The sequence below is a fragment of the Shewanella sp. genome, assembly GCF_047975355.1.
Lineage (GTDB): Bacteria > Pseudomonadota > Gammaproteobacteria > Enterobacterales > Shewanellaceae > Shewanella.
Map to the genome: position 1 here is coordinate 58,279 of NZ_JBKEDJ010000017.1, position 13,768 is coordinate 72,046.

Sequence of the window (13,768 nt, forward strand, 5' to 3'; positions counted from 1 at the left end):
CTAAAGTAGCAATCAAACAGTCCGATTTACCTTACCCTATATAACACAATAAAAAATAAGGATATTTCAGCATGAAAATCAACAAACGTTTTATCGCCGTTGGCGCAGCATTAACACTCTCGCTCAGCGCAGCCTCAATGGCGGCCGCACCTGCCTTTATCAATATCTTAACTGGCGGCACCAGTGGCGTGTATTACCCCATTGGTGTGGCACTGTCGCAGCTCTACGGCTCAGGCATTGAAGGCGCTAAAACCTCAGTGCAAGCCACTAAAGCCTCGGTTGAAAACCTCAACTTGCTGCAAGCGGGTCGTGGTGAATTGGCCTTAGCATTAGGCGATTCGGTGGCTGCGGCCTATCAAGGCGATGCCGATGCTGGCTTTAAAAAACCATTAGATAAGGTGCGCGTGCTCGCAGCCGCGTACCCTAACTACATTCAAATTGTGGCCAATAAGGAATCTGGCATCAAAACCTTAGCCGATTTGAAAGGTAAACGTATTTCTGTCGGTGCGCCTAAGTCAGGTACTGAACTCAACGCGCGCGCCATTTTTAAAGCCGCGGGTTTAAGCTACGAAGACATGGGCAAAGTGGAATTTTTACCCTATGCCGAATCGGTCGAGCTGATTAAAAACCGTCAGTTAGATGCGACTCTACAATCTTCAGGCTTAGGTATGGCGGCGATCCGCGATTTAGCCGCGACTATGCCAATCAACTTTGTGGAAATTCCCGAAGATGTGATCGGCAAAATCAATAACCCAGCCTATCAACATGGGGTGATCCCAGCAGCCACCTACGAAGGCCAAACCGCCGATGTTTCTACGGTTGCGATTCAAAACCTGTTTGTGACTCAAGCGGGTGTGTCTGACGATTTAGCCTATCAGATGACTAAACTGATGTTTGAGCATTTAGACCGCCTCGGCAACGCCCACTCAGCGGCGAAAGCCATTCAATTAGACAAGGCAACCAAAAACTTACCTGCGCCACTGCACCCAGGTGCTGAGCGTTATTTCAAAGAAGTTGGCGCACTCTAAGGGTGTAACCTCAATCTGTGCGACCCGTTTTTCACCTAAGCACTTGAGTGATAGCGTCACTCAAGTGCTTGCGTCGCCCTCTGTAGTCTAATGCTGTGAGGCATAAATATGAGCGATTCCGAACAAGGACTAGGCGCAAAGACCAGTGACTGGCCCAAGGCGCTGTTTTATACGGCACTGGTTTTCTCCATTTTTCAAATCATTACCGCCGCCTTTCATCCCGTATCGACCCAAGTATTGCGGGCAACCCATGTGGGCTTTTTACTGTTAATCGTATTTTTAAGTTATCCAGCGGTGGGTAAGTCTCGCCCTTGGCAACCCTTAGGCTGGGTGCTTGGCCTTGCGGGCATGGCAACGGCCGCCTATCAATGGTTTTTTGAGGCCGATTTGATCCAACGCTCGGGTGAACTCACCGATGCCGATATGGTGATAGGCGTAGTGTTGATTGTCTTAGTGTTTGAAGCCGCGCGGCGGGTGATGGGCTGGGCACTGCCGATTATCTGCTGTATTTTCTTGGCCTACGGCTTATTCGGCCAATATCTCCCCGGTGACTTAATGCACCGCGGCTACGGCGTTGACCAAATTATCAATCAATTATCCTTCGGCACCGAAGGCCTCTACGGCACACCAACCTATGTGTCGGCCACCTATATCTTTCTGTTTATCTTGTTTGGCGCCTTTTTAGAACAAGCAGGGATGATCCGTCTGTTTACCGATTTTGCCATGGGATTATTCGGCCATAAACTCGGCGGCCCGGCGAAAGTGGCCGTAGTTTCTTCGGCTATGATGGGCACAATCACAGGCTCAGGAGTAGCCAACGTGGTGACCACGGGGCAATTTACCATTCCCTTGATGAAACGCTTTGGCTACCGCCCCGCCTTTGCTGGCGGTGTAGAAGCCACCTCCAGTATGGGTAGCCAGATTATGCCGCCCATCATGGGCGCGGTGGCCTTTATCATGGCCGAAACCATTAACGTGCCGTTTATTGAAATCGCCAAAGCAGCGTTAATCCCCGCATTATTGTATTTCAGCTCAGTGTTCTGGATGGTACATCTGGAGGCAAAACGCGCCAATCTCTGCGGTTTACCCAAAGATCAATGTCCCGATCCCTGGGCGGCAGTGAAGGAGCGCTGGTATCTGCTGATCCCGCTGTTTATTTTAATTTACTTGTTGTTTTCGGGTCGTACGCCGCTGTTCTCTGGCATGGTCGGTTTAGCACTGACCTCGATTGTGATCTTAGGCTCTGCGATTGTGCTACGCCTGCCTTCTAATGCCATGCGCTTCGCCTTTTGGATTGCCCTTGGGGTGTTGTGTGCCGGCTTTTTCCAGATGGGTATCGCCGTCGTCTTTGGGGTTATCGCCTTACTTGTCGCTGTCTGCTGGTTTATCAAAGGGGGCAAAGATACCCTGACCATCTGCCTGCACGCCTTAGTCGATGGCGCTCGCCATGCGGTGCCTGTAGGGATAGCCTGCGCCCTAGTTGGGGTGATTATCGGTATCGTCTCGTTGACGGGCATTGCCTCAACCTTCGCCAGTTACATCCTCGCAGTGGGTCAAGATAACCTCTTCCTCTCACTGGTGTTAACTATGCTGACTTGTATGGTGTTAGGTATGGGTATCCCGAGTATTCCTAACTACATTATCACCAGCTCGATTGCCGCACCTGCCCTGCTGGACTTAGGTGTGCCGCTGATCGTCTCCCATATGTTTGTGTTTTACTTTGGGATTATGGCCGACCTCACCCCTCCAGTCGCCTTAGCCTGCTTTGCCGCCGCGCCAATCGCAAAGGAATCGGGGCTTAAGATCAGTCTGTGGGCGATTCGCATCGCTATCGCAGGCTTTGTGATCCCTTTTATGGCGGTTTACGATCCGGCGCTTATGCTACAAAGCGATAGCTGGCTTGCCATCGGCTTTGTGATGTTAAAAGCCACAGTAGGCATAGGTATCTGGGGCGTGATCTTCACAGGTTTCTTGCTGCAAAAACTCTATTGGTGGGAACGCGTTATCGGCTTCCTCGCCGGAGCCAGTTTAATCCTTGCAACACCGCTCAGTGATGAAATCGGTTTTGGACTGGCGCTACTCTTTATCGTGCAGCACAGCCTTAGAGCGCGCAAACTGAAACGTCTTGCCGAGCAGGGGTAAGGTTTTGAGCGAATGCAAAGGTAAGGCAATAAGATGCTAGGTCTATGTTTAGGCCTGGCGGGCACACTGTGGGCACAAGTGCCCACAGTGCAGTTCACCCTAGCATGGAACCACAGCATAGAAAAAATCCGCTGGGAAGAAGACTATCGAGTCACCTCTCAAGGATTACGGCTCACAGAAGCCAGAGTCAAAGGCACGGGCGCGGGAATGGAAATCCCCGATGATGCGATGTTTAGTAATGGCAGTTGGCATTATCAACCTAAGCTGCCCGTGCTGCCGAGATTACGCTTAGGGCGCACACCCGAGGCGGGGGATTTTGAGCTGTGCTTCACTCAGGCTTCAGGAGAGGCGCAATGCCAAGCCATGAGTCATTGGATTGGTCCACCGAACAAACAAGATGCTGCCGTTGAGGTGTGGGGCTGTCAGCTGTAAATATCACTGTAGGAGGACGCGCAAGCACGGCACGTCCGCCGCCCATTAGCGGTCAATACTGCTCTCATTCCGTGAGAAGCTGTAGCCGTTTTTCCCTTGGTGTTTAATGCGATACATAGCCGCATCGGCGCGATCGCAGCTTTGGGTAAAACGCTCACCGTACTCAAAAATATCGATACCGATACTCAGGCTAATCGCCACTTCACAGCCATCGAGCAAGAAACACTGTTGATAAACATCCAGTAAGGATTGCGCGAGCATGCCTAGGGCTTCGATATCCGAAGTGGGCAGGACAATCACAAACTCGTCCCCGCCGAGCCGCGCGATCTTCGCCTGTGCGCCCGAATGTTCCACTAAGGAATGCGCCACATGCACCAATAAGTTATCGCCAAACTTGTGGCCATGGTGATCATTTAAGGCTTTAAAACCATCAAGATCGATAAAGAATAACGCCCCGCGCTGGCCGGGTTGCAATAGCTCATCGAAGGCCGTGGTGATGGCTTGGCGGTTCATCAAGTTGGTGAGCGGATCGCTATGGGCTAGCCTTGCTAAATCCAGCTCGTAGCGCTTTTCTTGAGTGATATCGATATGGCTGTCCATCATCCGCAGCGGCGTGCCATCGGGTAGACGTTCAACAATGCGGCCACGATCCGACACCCAAGTGATGCTGCCATCTTTGTGCAGCATGCGATGTACGACCTGATAATAATCGGCCTTGCCATTCACATGGTCTTCAAAGGCTTTGATTACCCAGTCTTTATCCTCTGGATGAAGTTTGCTTTTCCAGCTGTCGACATGGGCGCGAAGCTCCTCGCGGCTAAAGCCAAGCAGTTCGCCCCACTTCACATTGAACAGGGTGAGATTGCCACTGGGAACATGCTGCTCCCACAAACACAAGCCATTGCCATCGAGGGCGGCAAAGAGTTTTTCTTCGGCGCGATTATTGAGCGCCGTTAACCGCGCATTTTCACGTTTGAGCTCGGCGATTTCGGCCTGAAGTTGCTTTATTTGTGCTGCAGAATCCGCTACCACGAAAAGTCTCTGTTGTTAGGTTGGGGGATTTTCGTCCAGTGTAAAACAGTTCATGCTGAAGGGACATAGTCAAAAGGATAAAGCCAAAGGGACATAGCAAAAGGGAGATCACAAGCAGTTCAAAAGGAGTCAGCCAAATGCAGACCCCATCTTCAACGCGTTACGCTTAATCGCGGGTTAGCACTTCAAGCAATTCAATCTCAAAGGTGAGGTCCGAATTCGGCTTGATATGGGCACCAATTTGGCGCTCGCCGTAGGCTAAGTGCGCGGGAACGAATAACTTACGTTTACCGCCAACCTTCATGCCCATCAGTCCTTGATCCCAGCCTTTAATCACACGGCCAGTACCGATCACGCATTGAAATGCCTGACCACGGTCATAGGAGGAATCGAACTGAGTGCCATCCTGCAAAAAACCACGGTATTGAGTAGTGATCAACGCGCCTTTTACGGCCTCTTTTCCTTCGCCGATTACCAGATCGACAACTTCTAATTCAGTCATTTAATTAATCTCTTCGCCGTCACTTACATTCAAGTGATTCATCAAAGTGCCTATTCTAACATCGCAAGCCGGGCTTGTCGGTGTGCGTCATCCATTTTGTGGCGCAGGTTTCGATGCGCTTTACCGCCCTTTAAATTCACCGCACCGCCCCCATATCTACACCATGCATTAAGCTAAGGAGCCATTCCATGATTATCGCGTGCCCCCACTGTGACACCTTAAACCGTGTCCCCCAAGAGCGGTTAACTGAGCAGCCGACCTGCGGCAAATGTAAACAGAGTCTGTTTGCGGCGGCGCCTATTGAGCTCACGAGCGACAATTTTATCAATCATGCTCACAAGTCAGAGTTACCACTCGTTGTCGATTTTTGGGCAAGCTGGTGCGGCCCCTGTAAAAGCTTTGCGCCAACCTTTTCGGCGGCGGCAAAAGCATGGGAACCACAATTTCGCTTCGGCAAGATTAATACCGAGGAGCAGCAAGCACTGACGGCGCAATTTGGGATCCGCTCTATCCCTACGCTGATGATTTTCAAGCAGGGGCATGTTATCGCACAGCAGGCGGGCGCCTTGCCCAAGTCGGCGTTCGACCAATGGCTGCAGAGTTATTGTTAGAGTCTGTGAGTTTCGCCCATAAAAATACCCAGCTAAGCTGGGTATTTTTATCAGACTGCTTGAGCCGCGTTTACACTTCCCAGAAGGTGTGAGCAATAATCCCCAGCACTATCATGCTGAGGAAGTTGACTATCATCCCCACTCGCACCATTTCCGACTGCTTAATATGGCCTGAGCCATAAACAATGGCGTTAGGCGGCGTCGCCACTGGCAGCATAAAGGCGCAGGAAGCCGCAATACCAATCAGCACGGATAGCATGACGGGTGATACCCCTAATGCTTCGGCAATCGCCGCAAATACAGGCACTAACAGCGCCGCGCTCGCGGTATTACTGGCAAACTCGGTCAGCATCACCACAAAGGCAATCACCGCAAACACGAACAGCGACATATGGGTGCTGCCAAAAATATCCGTCATCCAGTGCGCGAGGAACACACTGGTACCAGTGCTTTTCAACACGGCACTCAAGGTCAAACCGCCACCGAATAGGATCAACACACCCCAATCTGTGGTTGATTCAATCTTCTTCCAACCAACAAGTCCTAAACCCGCCAGCAGAACGACCGCACCTAGTGCAACTACGGTATCAAATTGCGTAATTCCGCCGAGTGCCTTCGCCAATGGCACACTGAAAATCCAGCAGCAGACTGTCGCGAGGAAGATAACTAAGGTCAGTTTGCCTTGGAAAGTCAACTTTTGTTCTTCGACATCCAGCTTACATTCTGCCGATAAATCCGGCTTAAAGTACCAATAGAGCGCCAGCAGCATCATAGGCAACATTAAGATCACGGTTGGGATGCCAAACTTCAGCCAATCGCTAAAACTCAGTCCCACCTGCGCCGCCGCAATCGCATTTGGCGGACTGCCGACTAAAGTACCAATACCGCCGATGTTGGCAGAATAGGCAATACCCAATAACAGGAATACATAAGTGCTGTGGTACAGCTTACGATCGAGTTGCTGCAAAATCCCCAGCGCCAATGGCAACATCATTGCCGTGGTGGCAGTGTTACTGATCCACATAGACAACAGCGCCGTTACCCCAAATAGCATTAAACAGGCAATGCTGAGTTTGCCTTTGGATGCCAGCAGGAGTTTTTGCGCGATCAAAGTATCGATCTTTTGATGATGCAGCGCCGCAGCAAGTACAAAGCCACCGAAAAACAAATAGATAATCGGATTGGCAAAGTTACTCATGGCTTCCTTGGTTTCAAACACCCCAAAGAATACCGCCAAAATAGGCACTAAAATCGCCGTGATACTGATGTGAATCGCTTCGGTTAACCACAAAACGGCGGCGAACACTAAGATTGCAAGCCCGGTATTGACCCCTTGATCAAATGGCAAACCGTAATACAGCGCAAATAGCAGCAAAATATCCGCGACTAAGATCAGCATTTTTTTCTTTTCAAGCCCGGCATTCGCGGGCGAATGATTAGGGGGTACAGACTTTGATTGCTCTAAGGACATGGTGACAACCTTCATACCATTATTTTTTTAGGCAAATTTAGGGCATAGGTCACACTTGGCAAAGCAGTTTATTTTGTCATTTTGCTACTCAGCAACCACAAATACTGCTGACAAAAGGCGCATAAACACCATTTTCGAGATGAAAATCACCTGTTTTTGATCTGAACTTATGTACATAATTTTCAAACGAATAAAATTCAAGCAAAAGACAGATAAAGCTGTAACTAAATAAATGTTTAAAACTGTGACTCATGTCAAACTTCAGTTTTACACCAAGTGATTAAGACTGAATTTAACATTAATAACAGTAATTAAAACCACAATCACGAAACCATTGAGGATATTACAGATGAATATGTCGACAACCCATTAACATCACCATCGCTTGTTTATTTACATTAAAACAACATGAATCACTTGTCGTGCATGTTATCCTATCAACACCACCACTTTGCTACCACGCCGATGGTTAGCGAATCGTCCATAGATACCTTCAACTCACACTTGAATACGCCGTATAGCACCCGGCCAAGATTTAACTAAAACCCAATAAAGATTGCAGAGGTTACAAACTCCACTTATATTTCAGCTAGAACCTCAATTGGGTATTTAAAATATCTCTTTAAATAGCCAAGTGCATTTAGGGGCATAAGTATGGAAAGAAGATTCAACCCTTTAGACTTATCTGATCACGCTCAAGGGCATCAGATTTCCCTACCTGTCGAATTTGTGCAAGCGCTCACGGTGGCTAATTCACTCCAAGAAGTACTCGATACCGTTTCCCAATGGATCTACCAACTATTTGATGCCGAAAGGGCCAGCATTACCCTAAAAGAAGATGCAGACTATTTAAAAATTTATTCCATCAGTGGCAATAAAGCGATCCCACTCGATTTTAGAGTACCTATCGCCAACACCCTTGTCGGTCGTGCCTTTTCAGAAAAGACTGTGCTTATTTGCGACGACCTCACTAAATCAACCAAGCTGGATGGCATTATGCTAGCGCAGAGCGGTATGAATACCAGCATGAATGCCCCGCTGCTTTATGGTGATATTTGTTTAGGCACCCTTAATGTAGCCCACAACAAACCTTCTCATTACAAAGAGTTACACGCATTAGAATTACAATGTTTGGCTCATTGGATTGGCCTTAACATCAGCCTGAGACTACAGCTTAAGGAACTCGAATACCTTGCCTCAACAGACCATCTGACAGGGGCTGCCAATCGTCGGGTGTTTACCCAAAAAATCCTACAAGCCATAGATGCGTTCCATGAAAATGGACAATCCTTTTTCTTTGCTTTGATGGATATAGACCATTTTAAGAGGCTTAATGACCAATTTGGGCACACTGCAGGCGACTATGTGCTACAGCGAATCGTCGCCATTTCCGAAACCATGATGATGAGTCCAGGAAAATTTTTTCGCATCGGCGGTGAGGAGTTTGCCATTATCTTTCCTGAGCAAACCGAGTATGAGCCAATGCAATTTTTTAACGATATTAGGGAAACCATTGCTAAGGCTACCATGGACTTCGACGGCATACCGATCAGCGTCAGTGTGAGTATCGGCTTTACCACTATGAGCACTGCGGATTATGCCCCAGAACCCTTGCTGAGGCGCTCGGACAAGGCGCTCTATCAAGCCAAACTCGCTGGCAGAAATCGAGTAGTCATGTTTAACGGTACGCAAGCATGAAGGTAAATAACAGGGAAGTGATGAAACCTTCGTCGAAAAAACAAACAACAACACTGCAAGCTAGCAACATTTAAATCCCATTATCTCTATGAATAATAAACACAAATTTTATTCACCATCTCAGTCAATCTAACTCACTTTACCCCGCACTAGATCCGGCATAAAGTCGCGCCCGTAATCTCGCCTCCTGTTTATTTTTTACCTGTTTGGTACCGCCAGTGGAAAATGTAGCGTTAACTCAATCGACTCAAAAGCCAGGACTTTTTGTGCCTGTTGCGGGCTTAAGCCTATTTGCCCTGGCGTCGGGCTATTTGATGAGTTTAATCCCGCTCTCGCTCAGTTATTTCGAACTCAGCCCCGATCTCGCGCCATGGCTCGCGAGTATTTTCTACCTCGGCTTATTACTGGGGGCACCTTGTATCGCGCCAATCGTGGCACGCATCGGCCACAGTAAAGCCTTTATTTTGTTTCTCAATATCTTACTATGCAGCGTTGTGCTGATGGTTTTACTACCGCAGAGTAACGTTTGGTTAGCTGCACGTTTGGTCGCAGGTGTCGCGGTGGCAGGGATTTTTGTGGTCGTCGAATCTTGGTTACTGATGGCCGATACCCCAAAACAACGGGCCAAACGCCTAGGTCTCTACATGACCGCCCTTTACGGCGGCACCGCAATAGGACAACTCGCCGTCGATTACTTAGGTACCACGGGCAACCTGCCCTATTTAGTGGTAATAGGTTTACTGGCCGCCGCCAGTCTGCCAGCGCTGTTAGTCAAACGTGGCCAACCCCAATCGAGCGAGCAACACTCGATCGCCCTCTCGGATCTCAAAACTCTGAGTAAACCCGCCGTTGTCGGTTGTTTAGTATCGGGATTATTGCTCGGTCCCATTTACGGCCTATTGCCTGTTTATGTGTCACAGGACATGGGATTTGCCCAGCAGACAGGGCAATTTATGGCGCTGATCATTATGGGCGGCATGATAGTCCAGCCCTTAGTGAGCTATTTATCTCCACGCTTTCAGAAGAGTGCCTTAATGGCCGCCTTCTGCTTAATTGGCGCTGCGGCACTCTTTTTACTGACACAGAAATCCCTTGTTGGACTCTGGTTAGGCTTTGTGTTGCTGGGCGCCTGCGCCTTTGCCCTCTACCCTATCGCCATCAGTCTGGCCTGCGATCATCTGCCCAGCAGCCAAATTGTGTCAGCAACTCAGATTATGCTGCTCAGTTATTCCGTAGGTTCGGTTATCGGCCCGGTTGCTGCGAGTCGCTTTAATCATATCGAACATGGCTTGTTACTCTACTTAGCCGCAAGTTTTGTACTCACCTCTTGTTACCTTGGCGCGCACTTACTGGTACAGAACAAACCCCGCTTGCCGACGGCAAAAGCTTAAGGCATGGAAAATTGGGCGCCGATTAAGGCGCCCATTTTTCAAACTGTTTTTAACCTGGTTTCTTCGACCACAGTCTCCTTACTGGGAATCGCCCAGACACTGTCCTGCGGGCCATTCAAAACGCGATGGCGCGTGAGTCGATATCCATAGAAGAACAGTCCGCTAAAGCCGAGCGCTACCAGATCGACCCCAAGAGTTACCGCCGAATCGGGAGCCCATAATCCTAAACTCGGTACTAACAACCCAATCAAAGAAGTGATAGGCATTGCCAGAGTAGCCAAGGCGCACAAAGGTAAAATCAGCAATGCCGCCCTCGCCGCGCCGCGCCAAAAGGCATAGGCTACCAAGGCTGCGAACACGACATAATATAGCCAGAGGTAAATGTGATTAATATTACTCACATGCGCGTAAAGCCACTTCCCCAGCAGCATGCTCACTGCCAAGGCAGCAACCGACCCTAAGCAAATTCCCACGGTAGCGCTCGCCATTAAGCGGCAGGCTCTCGTTTGTTTTTTACGTCGCTTTTCCAGCCACAGCAAGTTACCGCTGTAAAATAACAAGGCACCGCTCAAACCAAGAAAGAAGTATACCCAACGACCAAGATCTCCCCCGTAACTGCCAAAATGCAGCCCAAAGAATACCGCGACCGTTCTGGCCCAAATGCCCTTGTCACTTTGGTCGATCGTGCTGTTGGACACCTTGAGGCTATAGGGATGTAGATATAAGTAATCAGTGACCGGCCCACGCATAAAACCCTTGGGGTTATATAGCCCTAAACGCAAGGTCGCACGGGGATTATTCAAGCTCATAAAGGTCATTTCATGCACTTGATACTCGGGGGCGAGATCCTGCACCTTAGCCAGAACAGTGCTTATCTTAGGCAAATCGGCGAGCGTATAGGGAGTTCTGTCGGGTGCGGGCTGGGCAAAGAGCGGTTTTTCACCGTAAACCGCATGCTTAAGCCCATCGTAAAGCTGATCATGGAAGGCAAATACAATCACGGTCAGGCTAATCACCAGATGAAATGGCAGACTGGTAATGCCGACTAAGTTATGGGCATCGAGCCAGAAACGACTCTCGCCCTTATCTTTACGCAGGGCGAAAAAGCTTTTGGTTAAGGTGGGTAGTAAGAAAATCACTCCAGAAATCAGTGCCAGGAAGTATAGGACGGCGGCGACGCCGAGCACATAGACGCCCGCTTGATCGTGGCCCACTTCACCAGCAATACCCGCAGTGCGGTGTAATTGGTCAATCAGCTCGGCCAGCTCGCTTGGCGTGCTTAGTTGGGTGACTAATTGTCCTAGCTCGTCGAGGCTAGCATGCCAAAGCTGGTTACTCATGTTGAGTTCACGTTCCGAGCCCTGTTGATACCAAGTCATCGGCGACTGATGATGATCATTCAAGTGCAAGCTAAAGCCGTTTTTCGCCTTATCGTCCCGCGCTAACACCTGCGATACTAACTCATCGAGCCTATCGGTTGAGACTTGCGGCAAAGTCACAGAAGGCGGCATTGACCAAGCGTCAATCGCCCCCTTAAACATAGTGAGCGAACCAGCATAAAAGCCGATAAACAATACGATTCCGGCGATGATTCCAGTCCAAATATGGATAGACTGATACACCCGTAACACATCACTGCGAACTTTCATCCCTTATCACCTAAAGGTATATAAAACTATATAAGTCAGAATGTTAAACAGGCCTAAATAGCCGATGGCCCTAAGCCCAGTTTTAAATAGAAAGCTAAAACTTAAGATCGATAACCAAATGGGTGTAATCATCCACATATTGAACTGCACCTTAGTGTCGGCATCGATTCCACCCGGGCCAAACCAGGCAAATAATCCCACTAGGCCCAAAGCTAAGGTAAAGCCTAACACCAACCCCGCCAGTGACTTAGTCCACCAGTCGGGTTGTAACTTGTCATTTTCAGCTAAACGCGCCATGGCTTATTTCCGCCCGATAAGTGAGATAAAAGGCACTAAGCCCGAAAGCAACATCAGCAGGGCTATCCAAATAAAAATGGCGGCGCTAAGGGTAAAAAGGCTGAGCCAGCCAATAAGGCTAGCGACAGTCATGCCGTAGGCGAGTAAACGCCAAGGCCGCTTAGGAAGGGAGCTTGCCAAGAGTTTTTGCTGCTTGTTAGTCAAATAAAATAACAAGCAGGCTACAAGCGTCGACAACAAAAAGACGAGTTGCAACACGGGATCGTATCCTCTCACCACAAAGTGTTAGCGTATTAGCTGTCATGTTTCTTGGTCACACCCTGCAACCAGTGCCAAATAACACAATGAAAGCCATAGAAAAACTGAGTAAATTTGCGGGACTCTAACTTTGATGAGAACAGTTCGCAATAAGATTTACACTGTAAGTATGGAGAATAGGATCAGAGTCACGTGACAACGACTTTGCTTAGGGATGATTGCTATGCATTAACCATTAAGTTACATTTTGCGGCAAAATGTAATCTAAATGGTTAAAAAACAAACCGTATTCTACCCGATAAGTTTAAATTCCACCTATCGCAACATATCAGCAAAGGAAGCGACATGATAAAAAGTGAACTCAATCTGCCAAGCTCTATTGGCCTCTCTAAAATCATCCCCCTGGTGATTTTACTAATTCTCTTCATCTCGCTTTTTGGCAGTTGGTACACGGTCGACCAAGGTGAGCGCGGGGTGATTCTGCGTAACGGCAAGATCATTGGCACCGCCGAACCTGGGCTCGGCTTTAAAATGCCACTGTTTGATACAGTCGTGAAAATATCCACTCAAACCCACACCACCAGCTACAGCTCATTGCAAGCCTATAGCCGCGACCAACAACCCGCGACCCTCAACGCCTCGGTAACTTTTAATGTGCCGCCGGATCGTGTCGAAGAGGTCTATGCCAACTTTAAGAGTATCGATGCCATGGTAGCTCGCCTGCTCGACCGCCAAGTACCTACGCAAGTTGAGAACATTTTTGGTAAATACACTGCGATTTCGGTCGTGCAGGAGCGGATCAAATTCGGTATCGATGTCACCAGTGCCATCACTAACTCGGTCAAAGGCCCCATCGAAATAACCTCAGTGCAGATTGAAAATATCGACTTCTCCAATGCCTATGAAAAATCTGTCGAAGACAGAATGCGCGCCGAAGTTGAGGTACAGACTCAACTACAAAACCTAGAGAAAGAAAGAGTCAGCGCACAAATCGCCGTGACCCAAGCTCAGGCAGAAGCCGACTCGCAACTCGCCCGCGCTAAGGCCGAGGCTGAGAGTATTAGGATCAAGGGGGATGCGGAAGCGTCAGCCATTAAGAGCCGCGCCGAGGCACTGGCACAAAACCAAAATCTAGTGGAATTAACTAAGGCCGAAAAGTGGGATGGCAAACTGCCAACCACAGTCTTACCAACAGGCACCCTGCCCTTTATCGATGCCAAGAAGACCAACTAATACATGACTTGGTATCGCAAGTAA

General features: G+C 48.9%; 13 protein-coding genes. 7 read left to right on the plus strand and 6 right to left on the minus strand.

Annotated elements, in window-relative coordinates; translation table 11 throughout:
- Positions 1 to 71 precede the first annotated feature (71 nt).
- From ACK5NH_RS06745 to ACK5NH_RS06755, 3 genes are all read left to right on the plus strand, one after another.
- The gene (locus tag ACK5NH_RS06745) at positions 72 to 1,028 is read left to right on the plus strand and encodes a TAXI family TRAP transporter solute-binding subunit (protein WP_011627359.1); all 957 of its coding nucleotides are present in this window, start codon (positions 72 to 74) and stop codon (positions 1,026 to 1,028) included.
- A gap of 108 nt (positions 1,029 to 1,136) precedes the next feature.
- Positions 1,137 to 3,170, plus strand: a complete 2,034-nt coding sequence (locus ACK5NH_RS06750) for a TRAP transporter permease (protein WP_342202351.1) — start codon at positions 1,137 to 1,139, stop codon at positions 3,168 to 3,170.
- Between the two features lie 33 nt (positions 3,171 to 3,203).
- Positions 3,204 to 3,602, plus strand: a complete 399-nt coding sequence (locus tag ACK5NH_RS06755; RefSeq protein ID WP_416918583.1) for a DUF1850 domain-containing protein — start codon at positions 3,204 to 3,206, stop codon at positions 3,600 to 3,602.
- 45 nt (positions 3,603 to 3,647) lie between these two features.
- Here ACK5NH_RS06755 and ACK5NH_RS06760 read toward each other — a convergent pair whose 3' ends face one another.
- Positions 3,648 to 4,634, minus strand: coding sequence for a diguanylate cyclase domain-containing protein (locus ACK5NH_RS06760; RefSeq protein ID WP_416918585.1), 987 nt, complete (start codon positions 4,632 to 4,634; stop codon positions 3,648 to 3,650).
- Between the two features lie 166 nt (positions 4,635 to 4,800).
- Positions 4,801 to 5,136 carry an FKBP-type peptidyl-prolyl cis-trans isomerase gene (locus ACK5NH_RS06765; protein WP_011621259.1) on the minus strand — a complete coding sequence of 112 codons (336 nt, stop codon included), beginning with the start codon at positions 5,134 to 5,136 and terminating at the stop codon, positions 4,801 to 4,803.
- A 188-nt stretch (positions 5,137 to 5,324) separates the two neighbouring features.
- On the opposite strand from ACK5NH_RS06765, the gene trxC reads away from it, so the two are divergent.
- The gene (gene trxC / locus ACK5NH_RS06770) at positions 5,325 to 5,747 is read left to right on the plus strand and encodes a thioredoxin TrxC (RefSeq protein WP_416918587.1); all 423 of its coding nucleotides are present in this window, start codon (positions 5,325 to 5,327) and stop codon (positions 5,745 to 5,747) included.
- 70 nt (positions 5,748 to 5,817) lie between these two features.
- On the opposite strand, the gene ACK5NH_RS06775 is transcribed toward trxC, so the two are convergent.
- Complete coding sequence (locus ACK5NH_RS06775) at positions 5,818 to 7,218, minus strand: DASS family sodium-coupled anion symporter (RefSeq protein WP_416918589.1); 1,401 nt, start codon at positions 7,216 to 7,218, stop codon at positions 5,818 to 5,820.
- Between the two features lie 654 nt (positions 7,219 to 7,872).
- Here ACK5NH_RS06775 and ACK5NH_RS06780 point away from each other — a divergent pair.
- Both ACK5NH_RS06780 and ACK5NH_RS06785 read left to right on the plus strand, forming a co-directional pair.
- A complete protein-coding gene (locus ACK5NH_RS06780) occupies positions 7,873 to 8,916 on the plus strand; it encodes a diguanylate cyclase (protein ID WP_416918591.1) in 1,044 nt (347 codons plus the stop codon).
- A gap of 218 nt (positions 8,917 to 9,134) precedes the next feature.
- Positions 9,135 to 10,307, plus strand: a complete 1,173-nt coding sequence (locus ACK5NH_RS06785) for an MFS transporter (protein WP_416918593.1) — start codon at positions 9,135 to 9,137, stop codon at positions 10,305 to 10,307.
- Between the two features lie 38 nt (positions 10,308 to 10,345).
- Here the strand turns inward: ACK5NH_RS06785 and ACK5NH_RS06790 are convergent, their stop codons facing one another.
- From ACK5NH_RS06790 to ACK5NH_RS06800, 3 genes are read right to left on the minus strand one after another with little or no spacing between them, the layout of a single operon-like run.
- Positions 10,346 to 11,956 carry a PepSY-associated TM helix domain-containing protein gene (locus ACK5NH_RS06790; RefSeq protein WP_416918595.1) on the minus strand — a complete coding sequence of 537 codons (1,611 nt, stop codon included), beginning with the start codon at positions 11,954 to 11,956 and terminating at the stop codon, positions 10,346 to 10,348.
- Positions 11,957 to 11,962: 6 nt separating this feature from the next.
- Positions 11,963 to 12,253: a hypothetical protein gene (locus ACK5NH_RS06795; protein ID WP_416918597.1), complete on the minus strand. Its 291-nt coding sequence runs from the start codon at positions 12,251 to 12,253 to the stop codon at positions 11,963 to 11,965.
- 3 nt (positions 12,254 to 12,256) lie between these two features.
- The gene (locus ACK5NH_RS06800) at positions 12,257 to 12,511 is read right to left on the minus strand and encodes a hypothetical protein (RefSeq protein WP_416918599.1); all 255 of its coding nucleotides are present in this window, start codon (positions 12,509 to 12,511) and stop codon (positions 12,257 to 12,259) included.
- 345 nt (positions 12,512 to 12,856) lie between these two features.
- Here ACK5NH_RS06800 and ACK5NH_RS06805 point away from each other — a divergent pair, with 345 nt between their 5' ends.
- A complete protein-coding gene (locus tag ACK5NH_RS06805; protein WP_416918601.1) occupies positions 12,857 to 13,744 on the plus strand; it encodes an SPFH domain-containing protein in 888 nt (295 codons plus the stop codon).
- Positions 13,745 to 13,768: the final 24 nt, after the last annotated feature.

Bases quoted from the DNA above. Each gene is read 5' to 3' on its own strand.
- ACK5NH_RS06745 (WP_011627359.1), top strand. From the start codon at position 72: ATGAAAATCAACAAACGTTTTATCGCCGTTGGCGCAGCATTAACACTC.
- ACK5NH_RS06750 (WP_342202351.1), top strand. From the start codon at position 1,137: ATGAGCGATTCCGAACAAGGACTAGGCGCAAAGACCAGTGACTGGCCC.
- ACK5NH_RS06755 (WP_416918583.1), top strand. From the start codon at position 3,204: ATGCTAGGTCTATGTTTAGGCCTGGCGGGCACACTGTGGGCACAAGTG.
- ACK5NH_RS06765 (WP_011621259.1), bottom strand. From the start codon at position 5,136: ATGACTGAATTAGAAGTTGTCGATCTGGTAATCGGCGAAGGAAAAGAG.
- trxC (WP_416918587.1), top strand. From the start codon at position 5,325: ATGATTATCGCGTGCCCCCACTGTGACACCTTAAACCGTGTCCCCCAA.
- ACK5NH_RS06775 (WP_416918589.1), bottom strand. From the start codon at position 7,218: ATGTCCTTAGAGCAATCAAAGTCTGTACCCCCTAATCATTCGCCCGCG.
- ACK5NH_RS06780 (WP_416918591.1), top strand. From the start codon at position 7,873: ATGGAAAGAAGATTCAACCCTTTAGACTTATCTGATCACGCTCAAGGG.
- ACK5NH_RS06790 (WP_416918595.1), bottom strand. From the start codon at position 11,956: ATGAAAGTTCGCAGTGATGTGTTACGGGTGTATCAGTCTATCCATATT.
- ACK5NH_RS06795 (WP_416918597.1), bottom strand. From the start codon at position 12,253: ATGGCGCGTTTAGCTGAAAATGACAAGTTACAACCCGACTGGTGGACT.
- ACK5NH_RS06805 (WP_416918601.1), top strand. From the start codon at position 12,857: ATGATAAAAAGTGAACTCAATCTGCCAAGCTCTATTGGCCTCTCTAAA.